16 protein-coding genes are annotated in these 15,559 nt (G+C 40.0%); 8 read left to right on the forward strand and 8 right to left on the reverse strand.

The window, feature by feature from the left end; translation table 11 throughout:
* Positions 1-81 precede the first annotated feature (81 nt).
* A complete protein-coding gene (locus tag QI031_RS17525) occupies positions 82-1,593 on the forward strand; it encodes an LCP family protein (protein WP_281480938.1) in 1,512 nt (503 codons plus the stop codon).
* A 72-nt stretch (positions 1,594-1,665) separates the two neighbouring features.
* On the forward strand, positions 1,666-2,172 hold the full coding sequence (locus QI031_RS17530; protein WP_281480939.1) for a pentapeptide repeat-containing protein: 507 nt from the start codon (positions 1,666-1,668) through the stop codon (positions 2,170-2,172).
* A gap of 86 nt (positions 2,173-2,258) precedes the next feature.
* On the opposite strand, the gene QI031_RS17535 is transcribed toward QI031_RS17530, so the two are convergent.
* The 6 genes from QI031_RS17535 to QI031_RS17560 all read right to left on the reverse strand — a co-directional run bounded on the left by QI031_RS17535 (position 2,259) and on the right by QI031_RS17560 (position 8,406).
* Positions 2,259-2,816, reverse strand: coding sequence for a peroxiredoxin (locus QI031_RS17535; protein ID WP_281480940.1), 558 nt, complete (start codon positions 2,814-2,816; stop codon positions 2,259-2,261).
* A gap of 206 nt (positions 2,817-3,022) precedes the next feature.
* Positions 3,023-3,568: a 5-formyltetrahydrofolate cyclo-ligase gene (locus QI031_RS17540; RefSeq protein ID WP_281486066.1), complete on the reverse strand. Its 546-nt coding sequence runs from the start codon at positions 3,566-3,568 to the stop codon at positions 3,023-3,025.
* Between the two features lie 169 nt (positions 3,569-3,737).
* Positions 3,738-4,688, reverse strand: a complete 951-nt coding sequence (locus QI031_RS17545) for a GDP-L-fucose synthase family protein (RefSeq protein WP_281480941.1) — start codon at positions 4,686-4,688, stop codon at positions 3,738-3,740.
* Positions 4,689-4,711: 23 nt separating this feature from the next.
* A complete protein-coding gene (gmd, locus tag QI031_RS17550) occupies positions 4,712-5,791 on the reverse strand; it encodes a GDP-mannose 4,6-dehydratase (RefSeq protein ID WP_281480942.1) in 1,080 nt (359 codons plus the stop codon).
* 601 nt (positions 5,792-6,392) lie between these two features.
* Positions 6,393-7,151, reverse strand: a complete 759-nt coding sequence (locus QI031_RS17555) for an undecaprenyl-phosphate galactose phosphotransferase family protein (RefSeq protein ID WP_281486067.1) — start codon at positions 7,149-7,151, stop codon at positions 6,393-6,395.
* A 103-nt stretch (positions 7,152-7,254) separates the two neighbouring features.
* Entirely contained in the window at positions 7,255-8,406 is a 1,152-nt protein-coding gene (locus tag QI031_RS17560) for a glycosyltransferase (protein ID WP_281480943.1), read from the reverse strand.
* Between the two features lie 260 nt (positions 8,407-8,666).
* Between QI031_RS17560 and QI031_RS17565 the strand changes: the two genes are divergently transcribed.
* The gene (locus QI031_RS17565; RefSeq protein ID WP_281480944.1) at positions 8,667-9,605 is read left to right on the forward strand and encodes an NAD-dependent epimerase/dehydratase family protein; all 939 of its coding nucleotides are present in this window, start codon (positions 8,667-8,669) and stop codon (positions 9,603-9,605) included.
* 12 nt (positions 9,606-9,617) lie between these two features.
* Here the strand turns inward: QI031_RS17565 and QI031_RS17570 are convergent, their stop codons facing one another.
* On the reverse strand, positions 9,618-10,343 hold the full coding sequence (locus QI031_RS17570; RefSeq protein WP_425525973.1) for a Uma2 family endonuclease: 726 nt from the start codon (positions 10,341-10,343) through the stop codon (positions 9,618-9,620).
* Positions 10,344-10,488: 145 nt separating this feature from the next.
* Between QI031_RS17570 and rfbB the strand changes: the two genes are divergently transcribed.
* The 5 genes from rfbB (at position 10,489) to QI031_RS17595 (ending at position 14,617) form a co-directional block, all read left to right on the forward strand.
* Complete coding sequence (gene rfbB, locus QI031_RS17575; protein ID WP_281480945.1) at positions 10,489-11,559, forward strand: dTDP-glucose 4,6-dehydratase; 1,071 nt, start codon at positions 10,489-10,491, stop codon at positions 11,557-11,559.
* A gap of 9 nt (positions 11,560-11,568) precedes the next feature.
* Positions 11,569-12,507: a glucose-1-phosphate thymidylyltransferase RfbA gene (rfbA, locus tag QI031_RS17580; protein WP_281480946.1), complete on the forward strand. Its 939-nt coding sequence runs from the start codon at positions 11,569-11,571 to the stop codon at positions 12,505-12,507.
* Between the two features lie 56 nt (positions 12,508-12,563).
* Positions 12,564-13,109 carry a dTDP-4-dehydrorhamnose 3,5-epimerase gene (gene rfbC, locus QI031_RS17585; RefSeq protein WP_281480947.1) on the forward strand — a complete coding sequence of 182 codons (546 nt, stop codon included), beginning with the start codon at positions 12,564-12,566 and terminating at the stop codon, positions 13,107-13,109.
* Positions 13,106-13,990 (forward strand): dTDP-4-dehydrorhamnose reductase, encoded by an 885-nt coding sequence (gene rfbD / locus QI031_RS17590; RefSeq protein ID WP_281480948.1) that lies wholly within the window; start codon positions 13,106-13,108, stop codon positions 13,988-13,990. Before rfbC ends, rfbD begins: the two co-directional genes overlap by 4 nt.
* 306 nt (positions 13,991-14,296) lie before the next feature.
* Complete coding sequence (locus QI031_RS17595; protein ID WP_281480949.1) at positions 14,297-14,617, forward strand: hypothetical protein; 321 nt, start codon at positions 14,297-14,299, stop codon at positions 14,615-14,617.
* A 39-nt stretch (positions 14,618-14,656) separates the two neighbouring features.
* Here the strand turns inward: QI031_RS17595 and QI031_RS17600 are convergent, their stop codons facing one another.
* Entirely contained in the window at positions 14,657-15,544 is an 888-nt protein-coding gene (locus QI031_RS17600; protein ID WP_281480951.1) for a hypothetical protein, read from the reverse strand.
* Positions 15,545-15,559: the final 15 nt, after the last annotated feature.

Genomic DNA, 15,559 nt, shown 5'->3' on the forward strand with positions numbered 1-15,559 from the left:
GTGTACAGTGAGCTTTTACTCTGGCGAGATTTGTAGCTTGCATTAATAACTTTTAGGGAGTGGTTGAGTGGGGAGATAATTGTGATTAAACAAGTTCAATGGTCGGAAAATCAGTTTACGCCTCAACAAATACCAGAATTGGATTTGGAGGTCAGACCTCAACAAATACAAATAGCAGAAGAAACTGAGGGAACAATTCAGCCAGTACCAGTTTCGGATTTAGAAGCGCCACAGCAACCAGCAAATACTTCCCGTAGTGTTGTCGAGTCCGTGGGCGCAATTCCCAACGAACTCTATGAGAGATTGGGTTTGACCATGCCTCGATGGCTACTGTGGATTTTAACAGTTGTTGTCGGCATTGTTTTATCTGGATTGTTGGTATCGACTCTGGCACTGTGGACTCCCCTATGGAGCAATCTAGATCGAACAGATGAAGAATTAGGATTTGCTGGCAAAAATGAGCAAAAAATGCCATTACCTGGGGAATTATGGAGCAAAATTTCCCAGTACAAGCTGTCACGTCCAATGAATATTCTCATTATGGGGATCGAACCAGTCAGGGGTACAGTTGATGGCTCACCAGAAAGTTTTGCAGGCAAAAGCGATAGTATGCTGCTTGCAAGACTCAACCCTAGTGATCAATCAATGCGGGTACTGTCGATTCCCAGAGATACGATGATCGCGATTCCAGAGGAAAAGGGATTAACTAAAGTATCCGATGCCAATGCCCAAGGCGGTCCTGTCTTGGCAGCGCGGGTAGTTAGCCGTACCCTCAACAATGCGCCTATTGATCGCTATATCCGCATATCTACTAGTGGTTTAAGGGAATTAGTTGATCAACTCGGTGGAGTAGAGGTATTCGTTCCCAAAGCAATGGAATATCAAGACTCTAGCAGTCCGTCATCGGTAAGTTTAGTTAGTGGATGGCAAACTCTTAACGGCGAACAAGCAGAACTATTTGCCCGCTTCCGCGAACCAGGCTTAGGAGATTTACCAAGAGTACAGCGGCAACAAGCACTCGTAGCGGCATTACTAAAACGGCTGAATAGTCCTACTGTTTTACCGCGATTGCCCCAATTAACCCGCATAATGCGGAAATATTTTGATACAAATCTAAAGATAGAAGAAATGATGGCTTTGGTGAATTTTTCCGCCAATTTAGAACGGGATAATTTCCAAATGACCATGTTGCCTGGTACGTTCAGCAAATTCAGCAAAGACCCTGATAGTTATTGGCTGAATATGACTGGACAACAGAGCCTACTGAATAATTATGTTGGGGTAGATGTACCTGGTCTTAAGCCAGACTTGCGTCCTGTTCCTAACCTCAAAATTGCTATTCAAAATGCTTCTAATCAACCTCAGTTAACTGAAAAAGTTATGGCCTATCTCAAACAGAAAGGCTTTAAAAATGTTTATACAGTGCCGGATTGGCCAGACACCCAACGACAGACTCAAATTGTTGTCCAAAAAGGGAACCGTAGACCAGGGGTTGACCTACGAAAAATTATCGGCTTAGGTAAAATTGAAGTGTTGGCAACTGGCGATCTAGAATCTGATCTAACAATTCGTATTGGTAAAGATTGGAAATAGTCACTAGTCAGTCGTCAGTAGTTATAAATTCTTACACCACTGACAACTGACAACTGATAAAATTTTAAAGTTATGAAAAAGATTTTAATTCGATTGTTTAGTTTGATTGTAATTTTGATTTTGGCTTGGTTATGGATAATCATCAATCCCAAGCCAGCCTTTGCTCAACTAAACACAATTAACTATAGCAATATAAATCTAGCAAATCGTGACTTTGAAGGCGCTGACCTCGCAGGTGGAACTTTTGTTGCGGCGGAAATGCGGGGTACAAATTTTCAAGGAGCAAATTTAACTAACGCAATTCTCACTAAAGGAGTTTTATTAAAAGCCAACTTGGAAAATGCTAACTTAACTGGTGCTTTAGTTGATCGCGTAACTATGGATGGTGCAAATTTAAAAAATGCCATTTTTACAGAAGCAACTTTGACTCGCAGTCGTTTTTATGATGCTGTGATTACGGGTGCAGATTTTAGTAATGCTTTAATTGACCGCTATCAAGTATCATTACTTTGTGAAAGAGCAGATGGAATTAATCCAATTACAGGTGTTTCAACACGAGATAGTTTAGGATGTCGTTAGTTACGGCTTGTAAAAAAATCTTCAATCTTGGAAAAAGGATAAGGTTTAAAGGAGAATTTAATTCCTTTAAGCCTTATCTTTTTTTATTAAGACTTGGAGGATTGCAATTTTTCGAGTTGTGCCAAAACTTCTGTGCTGTGAACAGATGGGTTGACCTTAACAAAAGTCTCACGCAAGATTCCCTTGGGATCGATGATAAAACTATGACGCATAGAAACAAAACCAATCCAAGAACCGTAAGCTTTACTCACTGCGCCATTAGTATCAGCCAAAAGGGTAAATTTTAGCCCTTCGGAATCACAAAAATCGGCATGAGAGTCAACGTCATCAGCACTAACGCCAATTATTTGAGTGTTTTTTTCAATATATTTGGGTAAATCTTGTTGAAAACGACGAGCTTCAATAGTGCAACCAGAAGTGAAGTCTTTGGGATAAAAATAAAGCACTACCCATTTACCTTGCAAATCAGATAGGGAAACTTTGCCATTGCCTGTGTTGGTTGGCAAAGTAAAGTCTGGTGCAGGTTGGTTAATTGCAGGTAGTTTGCCACCCATAGCATCAGCAGAAGGGAGAAAATTTAACCAACTGATGACAGTAAAACAGGTGATAAATAATATACTCAAAAAATTGCGGCGGGAAATCATGGTAAAGATGAAAATTACAACTTTACATAAGTTTACCTATAAGCAGGCTTCTGTCATTATCTCTCATTCAATTTTGAACAGGTTGGAGAGACATGATAAATCGCTTGTTTAAAGCAAATCTATTCGTTAACTATTTATTGACACATTTAGTAGAGCGATCGCTTTTTTGAAGGCAAAATAAAAATAAGCCTCGATTTCCAAGGTCACTAGTTTAATCCCGTTTCGGTACACACAAATTTTAAAGGTTTATCCCAAGGGTCAATGGGTAATTCAGGTAAATAGGCAAAATCAAAAACAATGCCAATAGTAGATTTATTTTGCCAATCAGCAGCAACTAGTAAGCGATCATAATATCCGCCACCATAGCCAAGGCGATATCCTTGATAGTCACATGCAACACTAGGGATAAGAATCAAATCCACTTCTTCAGGATTTAAAATTGGAGCTGTGGGATGAGGTTCAACAATTCCGTAAGTGCCGATTTGCAAAGAATCATTCGATGTCCACAGATGCCAAGAAAGGGAGTTATCAACGCAGCGAGGAAATCCCCAACGATATTTAGTCTGTGCAAATAGTAGGCTGATATCTGGTTCTTGGCGAAAACTGAAATAAGCAAGTATAGTTTTGGCTTGGGTAAATAAAGAGGATGTTTGCAGGTGCGCGCAGATGCGATCGCTTTTTTCTCTCCATTCTAGAATAGACATTGATTGCCGTCTTGCGAGAAGCGATCGCCGTAGTTGTGTTTTTTCCATCATTTAAAAATTATTAACCACCAAGACACAAAGAAAACACTTCTTTGTGTCTTGGTGCGGGCAGTCCGTTCAAGTCGGCGGCACTTCCTACAAGTCGGGGAACCGCAAGGGCGGAGTGCCTTGGAAACCCGCCCATACGGCTGCCCTCGTCTTTGTGGTTATATTTTGCCTAAACAGAAGCAGCGTTTTTACGCCACCACTCAATGGTATTTTTTAGCCCTTGCTCAAAGCTTACCCCAGCAGTAAAGTTAAAAGCTTGTTTAGCCCGTTGAGTATCTAAACATCTACGAGGTTGACCATTTGGCTTGTCAGTTTCCCAAACAATTTCACCATCAAACTCCATCAGCTCACAAATCAAGGTAATTAAATCACGAATAGAAATTTCCTCACCTGTTCCCAAGTTAACTGGTTCAGAGTCATTGTAGGATTGAGTACCCATGACAATCCCCCGCGCTGCATCTTCTGAATATAAAAACTCGCGGGTAGGGCTACCATCACCCCAGACAGGAAGTTGTTTTACTCCCTGAATTTGTGCTTCGTGAACTTTGCGAATTAACGCTGGAATTACGTGAGAACTGCTAGTATCAAAATTATCTTCAGGACCGTATAAATTTACTGGCAACAGATAAATACCATTAAAACCATACTGCTGACGATAAGATTGTAACTGGACTAACAGCGCTTTCTTGGCAATTCCGTAAGGGGCGTTAGTTTCTTCTGGATAACCATTCCAAAGGTCATCTTCTTTGAAGGGTACTGGGGTAAATTTGGGATAAGCGCAGATTGTACCAACACAAACGAATTTTTCTACTCCAGCTTGATGGGCAGCGTGAATTAGCTGGGTTCCCATGATCAAGTTGTCGTAGAATAACTCTGCTGGTTTTTCGCGGTTAAGACCAATACCACCAACATGAGCTGCTAAGTGGATAATGATGTCTTGCTGGTCAACTGCACGCTGGCAATTTTCCCAAACACGGATATCACAATCACGCGATCGCGGTACTGTAATCTTCGCACTGTCAGCCCCAGCTTTACACAGTTGATCTATTACCTGACGACCCAGGAAACCTGCTCCACCAGTGACGAGAATCCGTTTATTTGTTAGTTCTAAGGCGGTCATTTTCTTATCCTCTGTGGTGTAAATCAGAAGTGGAGAGCGCCCAGTTCTTGACGAATAGTAGCAATATCACGAGGCATTGAGGAAGCATTGCCGTTGGGTGAGGTGTGACCTAATGCTTGTAAGTCTGCCTCTACCATCAAGGCTACAAGCTCTTTAAAGGTTACTGAAGGCTTCCAACCCAACTTCTGTTGCGCCTTGGTAGGATCGCCGATTAACAAATCTACTTCAGCTGGACGCAGATAACGATCATCGAACTCTACATGATCTTGCCAATTGAGATTCACATAACCAAACGCCAGTTCTAGAAATTCTCGCACTGAGTGAGTTTCACCAGTAGCAATTACGTAATCGTCTGGCTGGTCTTGCTGCAACATTAGCCACATTGCTTTGACATAATCCTTGGCATAGCCCCAATCACGCTTAGCATCAAGGTTGCCCATAAAAATTGTTTTCTGCTTCCCAGCAACAATTCTGGCAACTGCCCTGGTAATTTTGCGGGTTACAAAGGTTTCACCCCGCCTTGGTGATTCGTGGTTAAAAAGAATGCCATTGCAAGCAAACAAGTTGTAAGACTCACGGTAATTGACTGTTTGCCAGTGGGCGTAAACTTTCGCACAAGCATAAGGGCTACGGGGATAGAAAGGCGTGGTTTCGCTTTGCGGTACTGCTTGCACTAAACCATACATTTCTGAAGAACCTGCTTGGTAGAAACGTACCTCGATACCAGTACGTCTTTGGTAGTCTCGGATTGCTTCTAGCAATCGTAGGGTTCCCATTCCTACTGCATCAACAGTATATTCTGGTGAATCAAAGCTGACTCTAACATGGGATTGAGCGCCCAAGTTGTAAATTTCTGTGGGCTGGACTTCTTCTAAAATACGTCGCAGCGTTGTACCATCTGTCAAGTCCCCGTAGTGAAGCAACAATCGCACTCCCTCTTTATGAGGGTCTTCGTAAATGTGATCGATGCGGTCTGTGTTGAAAGTAGAAGTCCGGCGAATAATGCCATGAACTTCATAACCTTGCTCTAGCAAAAATTCACTCAGGTATGAACCATCTTGACCAGTAATACCAGTAATCAACGCTCGCTTGTTTTGGGTCATGCTCAATTATCCCTTGTTATCTTTGATAAAATAGTCGCAGTGCAATTGATACAACCTAGCAGCTAATCGCTAAATTGCCTAATGGGAAACCTACGGGTTTTAATTAATTGATACAGAAGCTTTACGTAAATAAATATACCAAATCATCAATTAATTTAACAAATTAGCCCTAATCTGCTCAACATTAGATTATTGAGGCATTTGGTGTAAATTTTTTAATCTTTGTCAAAACTTTATCTAGAACGAGTTTTTGTTAAGACTGAACCAACTCAAAATTTTGAATGAACTGAAATCTAATACCAATTTGAAAAAAGAATGCGACAGATCTGGTAGGTTGGGTCAAGAATAGCGCCGCCTAACAAAGCAACGTAAATGTTGGGTTTTTTTATATTCAATATATTCAATGCCCAGTAGTAAATAGTGTGGATGTTCTGGGACTGCACTCAACTACTTACTGAAAAATTTCTCTTCAGTGCAGTCAGACACAATTAACTGCCCATGCGATAACAAGTCGAAAGTTCTCGCAAAAAGGTCTTTTGACTTTTGCGTAAGCAGCACTAGGGGCATAAACTGCCCCACATCATAAAAGTTGAGTTGTGGTTTAGTACGCTCCGTTATTTTTAGGGATAATAACTACATCAATCGTTTTTAACATGATCCATAAATCGAGCCAAAAATTCCTAAACTTGACGTAATGCAAGTCTATTTGGACTCTTCGGGGGTAAGGAATGTCATTACGTCCCGAAACTTGCCACAATCCAGTGATTCCTGGTCGAATTGTTAAAATCTGCTCGATGTGACAACCATATTTTGGTAATTCTTCTGCTACTAGAGGGCGTGGCCCAACAACACTCATGTCCCCTTTTAAAACGTTCCAGAACTGGGGAAATTCGTCCAAGCTAGTAATTCGTAAAAATCGACCAATTTTTGTAATACGGGGGTCTTGTTTGAGCTTAAAACTGCTCTCAAATTCTTGTCGCAACTGGGGCGATGTTTCCATCATTTGTACTAGAACCTCATCCGCATTGCTCACCATTGTTCGGAATTTAATACAATTAAATAGCCTGTAGTTTTTACCCACCCGTTTTTGGACATAAAAAATCGGGCCTTTTGAACTCAAAGCAATTAGCAAGGCCAAGATTAAGTAGACGGGGAAGAACAAAATTAATACGAACAGCGAAAACGTTATATCGAATAGTCGCTTAGCAAACTCTCCGTTTAAGCCCTGAAAAGACAAACCTTTGGGTTTGACTCTGGGCATTTTTGTTTTTTGACCACGCTTTAAGAAAGTACGCGTAGACGTTCTAGCGTCTTGCCGTAGGCCTCGCTTGCCGGAGAGGAGTGAGCTCTGGGCAGTCATCATACTCCTTAATAATCCACACCACACATAGTCCCAATCTTAAAGCCAAAAGTAGGTGCTTCTGGAGGGAAATTGCCAAAAGCCTACAAAACAATTACAAAAATCAAGACCTTTCTAGATGTGATGGTCTTTTTTCTTGGCAATTGTTTATAAAGTCCAGATAGCGCTGTGCAAAGATTTGCGGCGAAAACTGGGCAGCGTGCGATCGCAAATACTCAGGATTAATCGAATTTTGATACAATTCAAATTTTTCTACTGCCTCCACTAAAGCTGCTTCTGTTTGAGTCTTAAAAAATATGCCTGTCCCTGTATCTACATTAGAGCGCAGATCTCGCACAGTTTCTAAAGCGCCCCCTGCACCATAGGCAATCACCGGAGTACCACAAGCTTGTGCTTCCACTAAGGCAATGCCAAAATCTTCACAAGCTGCATACACAAATGCCCTGGCTCTGGCCATATATTTTTTTACCACATCATCAGGCTGCCATCCCAGTATTTGGATGTTAGAGTTAGATATCTTACGAATCTTTTTCATTTCCCCTCCTGTACCAATAATCACCAATGGTCGTTGCAATTGATTGAAAGCTTTGACAATTAGAGATACCTGCTTATAACTCACTAACCGGGAAACTGTCAGGTAAAAATCCTCCTTTTGAGAAAAAAAAGGAAATGCCTCAACATTCACTGGTGGATAGATGACTGTTGCTTCTCGCCGATAGCAGCGCCAAATGCGACGGGCTGTATGCTGCGAATTGGCCACAAAGTAATCAACACGGTTCGCACTCAATACATCCCACTGGCGCAGACGATGCAGCAAATACCGAGTTATCCATCCAGCTACACTATTGCCTAGTTTGCTGTGGCGTAGATAATCAAAGGTTAAATCCCAGGCATAGCGCATGGGGCTGTGACAGTAACAAATATGCAACTGTTCTGGAGTGGTCAAGACTCCTTTAGCTACAGCGTGGGATGAAGACAAAATGATGTCATATTGTCGCAAATCTAGTTGTTCAATCGCCAGCGGCAATAAAGGTAGATATTTTTGGACACCATTACGAGCATTAGGCAAGTGTTGAAGAAATGTTGTGCCAATCTGACGTTGATATAAATAACTTTCACGATTGCTGGATTCAAAGTCAATCAGGGCGTATAAATCGGCATCAACATGATTCAGAATTTCTTGTACAACTAGTTCTGAACCTCCAGTGGCCTTAGGTGTCAGCCACTCATGAACCAGAGCGTATTTCAAGGGCACAGCTAACTTTAACGAGGTAGAAAATATGTAAAAAAGTGTGAGGTTAACTGAAAAGTTTCCCTTTGCAATCAACGAACGGGAAGCGCCCCAGGTTAAACCTAAGACGTTATTCTTTCTCCAGAGGTTCCAGACCTGATAACCTCAGATAGGGAATAGGGCATGGGGCATAGACAGTTATCAGTTATCAATTATCAGTTATCACTGCCCCCTGCTTCTCTGCTCTCTAGCCCCTAAAAACTAAAAATAAGAATGGGAAATTTATGCGAATTTTAATTATGGGTGGTACTAGGTTCATTGGTGTTTACCTAACGCAACTGTTGGTGGAAAAAGGACATGAAGTAGTGCTGTTCAATCGTGGTAATCGTCCTATACCTTCTTTACAGGGGGTAGGACAAATTATAGGCGATCGCACTGACCCCACCCAGCTAAAAGAAAAATTATCTTCAGAAAATTTTGATGCTATTTTCGACAACAATGGCCGAGAACTGACAGATACTCAACCATTGGCAGAAATTTTTCAAGACCGCTTGCAACACTTTGTTTACATGAGTTCTGCGGGAGTGTATCTCAAATCTGACCAAATGCCCCACATCGAAGGGGATGCAGTAGATCCTCAAAGTCGCCATAAGGGTAAGCATGAAACGGAAGCTTACTTGAATGAACAAGGACTGCCATTTACTTCGATTCGCCCAACGTATATTTACGGGCCGCGTAATTATAATGACTTAGAAAGCTGGTTTTTTGACAGAATTGTGCGCGATCGCCCAATTCCTATTCCTGGGAATGGATTACATATTACTCAGCTAGGACATGTCAAAGATTTAGCCACAGCCATGACTCAAGTTTTAGGCAATCAGCAGGCGATAAAACAAATTTATAATGTTTCAGGCGATCGCTATGTCACTTTTAATGGTTTAGCCCGTGCTTGTGCTGTAGCTGCTGGCAAATCACCCGATGCTATCAAAATTGTTAACTACGACCCGAAAAAATTTGATTTTGGTAAGCGTAAGGCTTTTCCAATGCGGGTGCAGCATTTCTTCGCCTCAGTAAATAAGGCTCAAACACAGTTAAATTGGCAGCCTGAATATGATTTGATTTCTGGGCTTAACGATGCCTTGGAAAATGATTATTTAGCAACTGGGCAAGATAAAGCTGAGGTAGATTTCTCTATTGATGAAGAGATTTTAAAAGCTGTTTAGAACTGATCTGAATTACGAATTAGTTTGGATCAATTCCCAATTCTCGTAACTTTGCGCTAATCTCTCAGCCCTTTGGCTTTCCCGTTCTACTGGAGTAGGAACCCAATTTTCCTCTGCATCGTACCAGCGCAACCACAATCGCTCAATTCCTTGGTAAGCACCTTGCCATATTCCTAACCCTAGTTGCAGACTAGGCATCCATATCCGTGGTGTAATCAGATTCAACCCACTGTAGCGGTCTGCAACTAGCTGGAAAGCTTGTAATTTATCAGTGTAGCGATTAAATACAATGTAATATGGAACTCGCAAAATTCGTTCATAAACTTCCCATTTTGTTAGGGGTTGGTTAACTTCCTGTAGAGTTTGCCCCAAGTCTTCTTTTTCTGTCCCAGGAGACAGCAACTCTACCATAACGAAGGGAGCAACGCCTTCTTGCCAAATCACATAACTCAGACGCAAATCTCGTTGTTCATAAAGGCGAGATACTCCCACAGCCGCAAACCAGTCTGGGCGTTTGTACCATAGTGGATGATGAGGATCATAGTAGAGGTTTAAGTCACTGGCAACAAATACCTGCTCTGGTTGATAGTCGGGTGGAGAAAACGTATCGCGCAAGAGTTGGGGTTGGAAAGCGTGAAATTCGTCAGGCAAGCCAGGTTCCTCAGGGTTCTCGCTGGGAAGATCATACATTGTAGGTAAGGCTTCTTTCGCAGGGCGGGGAGGGTCTGTTTGATACATCAGGGCATTCCTAACGGACTATCTTTAAGTTAGCGGATGAGGGGGAAGGTTTGGTAAAGATTAAAATTCTTAAGAAAAAATCTTTTCTATTTTCATTTTATTAAAAAGCAATTAACATCGATTACAAATAATATTTTTTAAAACTATGCTCACAGCATTAATTACAGGAGGCGCAGGTTTTATCGGTGCTAACTTTATTCTTTTAGCCAGAAATAACCAATGGTTAAATGTAATTAATTTAGACAAATTGACTTATGCAAGTAACCTACAAAATTTAGCAGAACTCCAAAATGATAATTATTACCATCTTGTACAAGGAGATATTGGCAATATTGAGTTAGTAACTTATTTACTAGAACAATATCAACCAAATGCAATTATTAATTTTGCTGCGGAAAGCCATGTTGATCGTTCTATCTTAAATCCGCAAAAGTTTATCCAGACTAATGTTTTAGGAACATTTTATTTACTAGAAGCAAGCAGGTTTTACTGGCAAAAACTATCTTCACAACGACAACAGCAATTTCGCTTTTTACATGTCTCAACAGATGAAGTTTACGGCTCACTTAACCTAAAAGACCCAGCCTTCCGAGAAGATACACCTTATGCACCTAATAGTCCTTATGCAGCATCTAAAGCAGCATCTGACCATTTTGTACGAGCCTACTATCACACTTACGGACTGCCCACTTTAACAACAAATTGCTCCAATAATTATGGAATGCGCCAGTTTCCAGAAAAATTAATTCCTTTGACTATTCTCAATGCTATAGATGGTAAACCTTTACCTATATATGGAGACGGGCAAAATATCCGAGATTGGCTTTATGTTATTGACCACTGTAAAGCTATCTATTTGGTTCTACAACAGGGCAAAATGGGTGAAACTTACAATATTGGTGGTCTGAATGAACAAACCAATTTAAGTGTAGTAGAAAAAATCTGTGCCATCCTAGATGAGTTGGTTCCTAAACCTGATTTTAGTTACTCTTCTTTGATGACTTTTGTTAAAGACCGTCCTGGTCATGACCGAAGATATGCCATTGATTGTAATAAAATCAAGCGTGATTTAGGTTGGCAACCTCAAGAAAATTTTGACAGTGGTTTATTAAAGACAGTTCAGTGGTATCTCAATAACTTTGATTGGGTAAATCAGGTACGCTCAGGAGCTTACCAAAACTGGCTAAAACAAAACTATGAAAACAGAAAATCTTAGCAATGCATTATGAAAGGTATTATCTTGGCTGGCGGTTTTGGAACTCGTCTTTATCCATTAACTCATGTTATTAGTAAGCAACTAATGCCTGTTTATGACAAACCAATGATTTATTATCCTTTGTCTGTCTTAATGTTGGCAGGTATTCGGGAGATTTTAATTATTTCTACACCTAACGACTTACCATTATTTCAAAGACTGTTGCATGATGGTAGTCAGTGGGGTTTAAAGTTTAGTTATATTGCCCAACTAAAACCTGAAGGTTTAGCTCAAGCCTTTATTCTAGGCAAATATTTTATTGCTAACGAGCCAGTATGCTTAATTTTAGGTGACAACATTTTTTATGGACATGGTTTAACAGAAGTATTAAATCGGGCTGCCAAATTGAGCCACGGTGGATTAGTATTTGGCTATCAAGTGAAAGATCCTCGACAATATGGGGTAATCGAATTTAACGCATCCGGTTATGTAATCGGTATAGAAGAAAAACCTATAATTCCTAAATCTAAATACGTGATTCCTGGTATTTACTTTTATGATGCCCAAGTTGTAGAAATCGCTGATAGTCTCAAACCTTCTAATCGCAATGAGTTAGAAATTACCGATCTAAACTTAGTTTATTTGCAGCGTGGTCAACTGCAAGTAGAACTTTTAGGAAGAGGATACGCTTGGTTAGATACTGGTACTCACGAATTTCTACACCAAGCAAGTAGTTTTATTCAAACTTTAGAAGAACGACAAGGATTAAAAATAGCTTGTATAGAAGAAATTGCTTATTATCAAGGATATATTGATTCTTGCCAACTCCAATATTTAGCTGAATCTATGGCAAAAAGTAGCTATGGTCAATATCTCATGCAAGTTTTAGAAAATGAGCAAATGTTACCGACAATATCACCGTCAAATATCAAGGAATCGTCTACTGATCATAGTTTACAACTTTTATAGATTATCAATCAATAATTATATTTAGTATATAAAAATGTAGTTATAAAGGTACATTAATGAATATTATACAGACAGAGATTGCTGATATACTAGTGATTGAACCGCATGTATTTAAAGATGATCGCGGTTTTTTTTATGAAAGCTACAACGAAAGAGTTTTTCTAGAAAAAGTAGATATTACTGAACATTTTGTCCAAGATAATCACTCTTATTCTACCAAAAATGTATTACGTGGTTTGCACTATCAAATTCAGCAACCTCAAGGTAAATTAATACGAGTAGTATCAGGTGCAGTTTTTGATGTGGCTGTGGACTTGAGAAAAAGTTCCTCTACTTTTGGTCAATGGATAGGTACAAATCTCACTGCTGAAAATAAAAGACAACTATGGATACCAACAGGCTTTGCTCATGGTTTTTTAGTACTCTCAGCTTATGCTGAAGTTTTGTATAAAACGACAAACTACTATGCACCACAGCATGAACGTACTATATTATGGAACGATCCTAATTTAGCGATCGCTTGGCCAATTCAAACAAAACCCATACTTTCTGCTAAAGATCAAATTGCTAAGTTGCTACCAGACGCAGAGGTGTTTGCATGAAAATCCTCCTCACAGGTGTTACTGGACAGGTGGGTTGGGAATTGCAACGCACTTTGATGACTTTAGGTGAAGTAATTTCTGTAGGACGCAGCCAGCTAAATTTAGCTCAACCAAATACTATTCGCTATATTATTCGAGAAGTTCAACCGAATTTGATTATTAATCCCGCTGCTTACACGGTGGTAGATAAAGCCGAATCGGAACCAGAATTAGCAATGACCATTAATGGTATTGCTCCTGGTATCATGGCTGAGGAAGCAAAGCGATTGGGTGCAGCGATAATTCACTATTCTACAGATTATGTATTTGATGGCGCAAAGACCACACCCTACACAGAATCAGATCAACCTAACCCACAGAATACCTACGGTAAAACTAAACTAGCAGCAGAACAGGCGATCGCATCTGTAGGAGTACCACATTTAATTTTACGCACTAGTTGGGTATATGGGTTGCGAGGTAAAAATTTTTTACTGACTATGCGAAAGCTAGCTTTAGAGAAAGAAGAAATTAAAGTTGTTAATGACCAAATTGGCGCACCTACTTGGAGTCGTGTAATTGCTGAAGCTACAGCACAGATTTTATCTCAAGCTCGACAGGATGTATCTAGTTTTTTTGCTGAAAAAGCTGGAGTTTATCACTTAACAGCCAGTGGAGAAACTAACTGGTATGAATTTGCTCAAGCAATATTTACCTATGATGTCCAATATGATGAGCGCAAGTTACAGAGATTGATAGCAATTAAATCTAAAGATTATTCTACAGTAGCCAGTAGACCAGCGTATTCTTTGTTAAATAGTCAAAAGTTGACTAATAATTTTGGGTTGATTTTACCAGATTGGCAAAGAAGTTTGAAGTTAGTTTTGGTTATGAATAAATAAGTAATTAATTTATTCAACAATGTCATAAATTCCGCGCAGGTAATGGAAGAAAAATCTAACCACAGAGAACGCAGAGAACACAGAGAAATAAGAGTTTTGGAGAGTTATTGCTTAAGCAGATTGCAAATGAGTAGGGTGACAACATGTTGTGTCCCTACCCGTGTCCTTAATTTATGTGAAATATGCTGTATTTTAAACCTTCGCTGTATACGTCATACTTGGTATAAGTATGACACTTTGTCTTTTGACATATCTGAGTCGGTTATTTATTATGCCTAAGCTGCTTCTAGACTGAATTTAGCTTGTATGACCGACAAACACAATAAATTAAAGCTGTTATCCATAGGCATCTCACCGCATGATGGTTTATTCTCGATTGGTGTCTCCCCTCATGGATTAATTTCGATTGGTGCAATTCCCCACGGTTTGATTTCGATTGGATTAGTACCAATGGGCGTTGTTTCGATTGGATTTGTTTCAATGGGGTTATTTAGTGCTGGAACGATCGCAATGGGACTACTCAGCTTTGGAAAAATTAATATGAGTTTAATGCAACTCAACCCAACTAGTATAGAACAGCAACAACCCAGAATGCAGATGAATCCTCAACATAATATGTCTCATTAAAAAAAGGTATTGAGTTAACAATACCTTTTAGTTGTCATCTTAAATTTCAGCTACTGCTCGTTCAATCAAGCGGCGTGCTAAAGTTTGTGTACCTGTGTGTTCGTAATAATTCGTGGACATATCGAGGAATGCTGCCAGGTAATCTAACTTGTCATCGGCAATTTCCACAAAACCTTGCAAGTGATTAACAACCTTTTGGGGCGTTAAATTATTGCCATTAACTAGTCCACTCATCCAACCTTTAACTGAATCAAAACTCTCGCCGATAAAGTTAAGTTTACTACTGGCATTATTGCCCGGTATCGCATCTTGGATGCCTTTGAACGTCGAGTTATTTTCTAATTCCTGGGGATTTGTTTGATTGAGTGCAGATATAGCTTTGCTAATAAAATCTGGCCCTAAGGGAATTAAACCATCAACGCAAACTAACGCCACCATCCGCATGAGTGACTCGCCACTATACTCACCCAAGGAAGCAACAAAATCCCCAATACTATCTCCAGGAATACCGTTGATTTGACAAAAAGCTACTAATTCGGCGACTAATTTCAACGATAAATCAATAGTTTGAGCTTTATCTGCTTTAGGAGTGACAGAATTTAAAAAACTCAAAAGGGGAATTTTTTCACCAACTTTGTTAGCTAAAGCTGCTGCACCAAGGGCTTTATCTGTATTATCAACGGTTTGATAGAGCCACATAGCTCGTTGGTATCCTTGGGAGCGATCATTATAGAGATAAATCGCTCGTTCGCCAATCTGCTGAATTAAATCTTCGTCGGTTTCGCCAGTTACGTCCCTAATAGTGTTAACAAAGCCGACAGTATTTTGCCACTCACCAGGAGCAACAAAATCTAAAGACTTTAACATAGAAATGGTCAAGCCGCTAGTTGGTAGTTCATCAACCAACTCAAAAATTGATTTGCTCACAAAAATCTCACTTAT

The sequence above is a fragment of the Halotia branconii CENA392 genome (assembly GCF_029953635.1).
In the GTDB taxonomy this organism is placed as follows: domain Bacteria; phylum Cyanobacteriota; class Cyanobacteriia; order Cyanobacteriales; family Nostocaceae; genus Halotia; species Halotia branconii.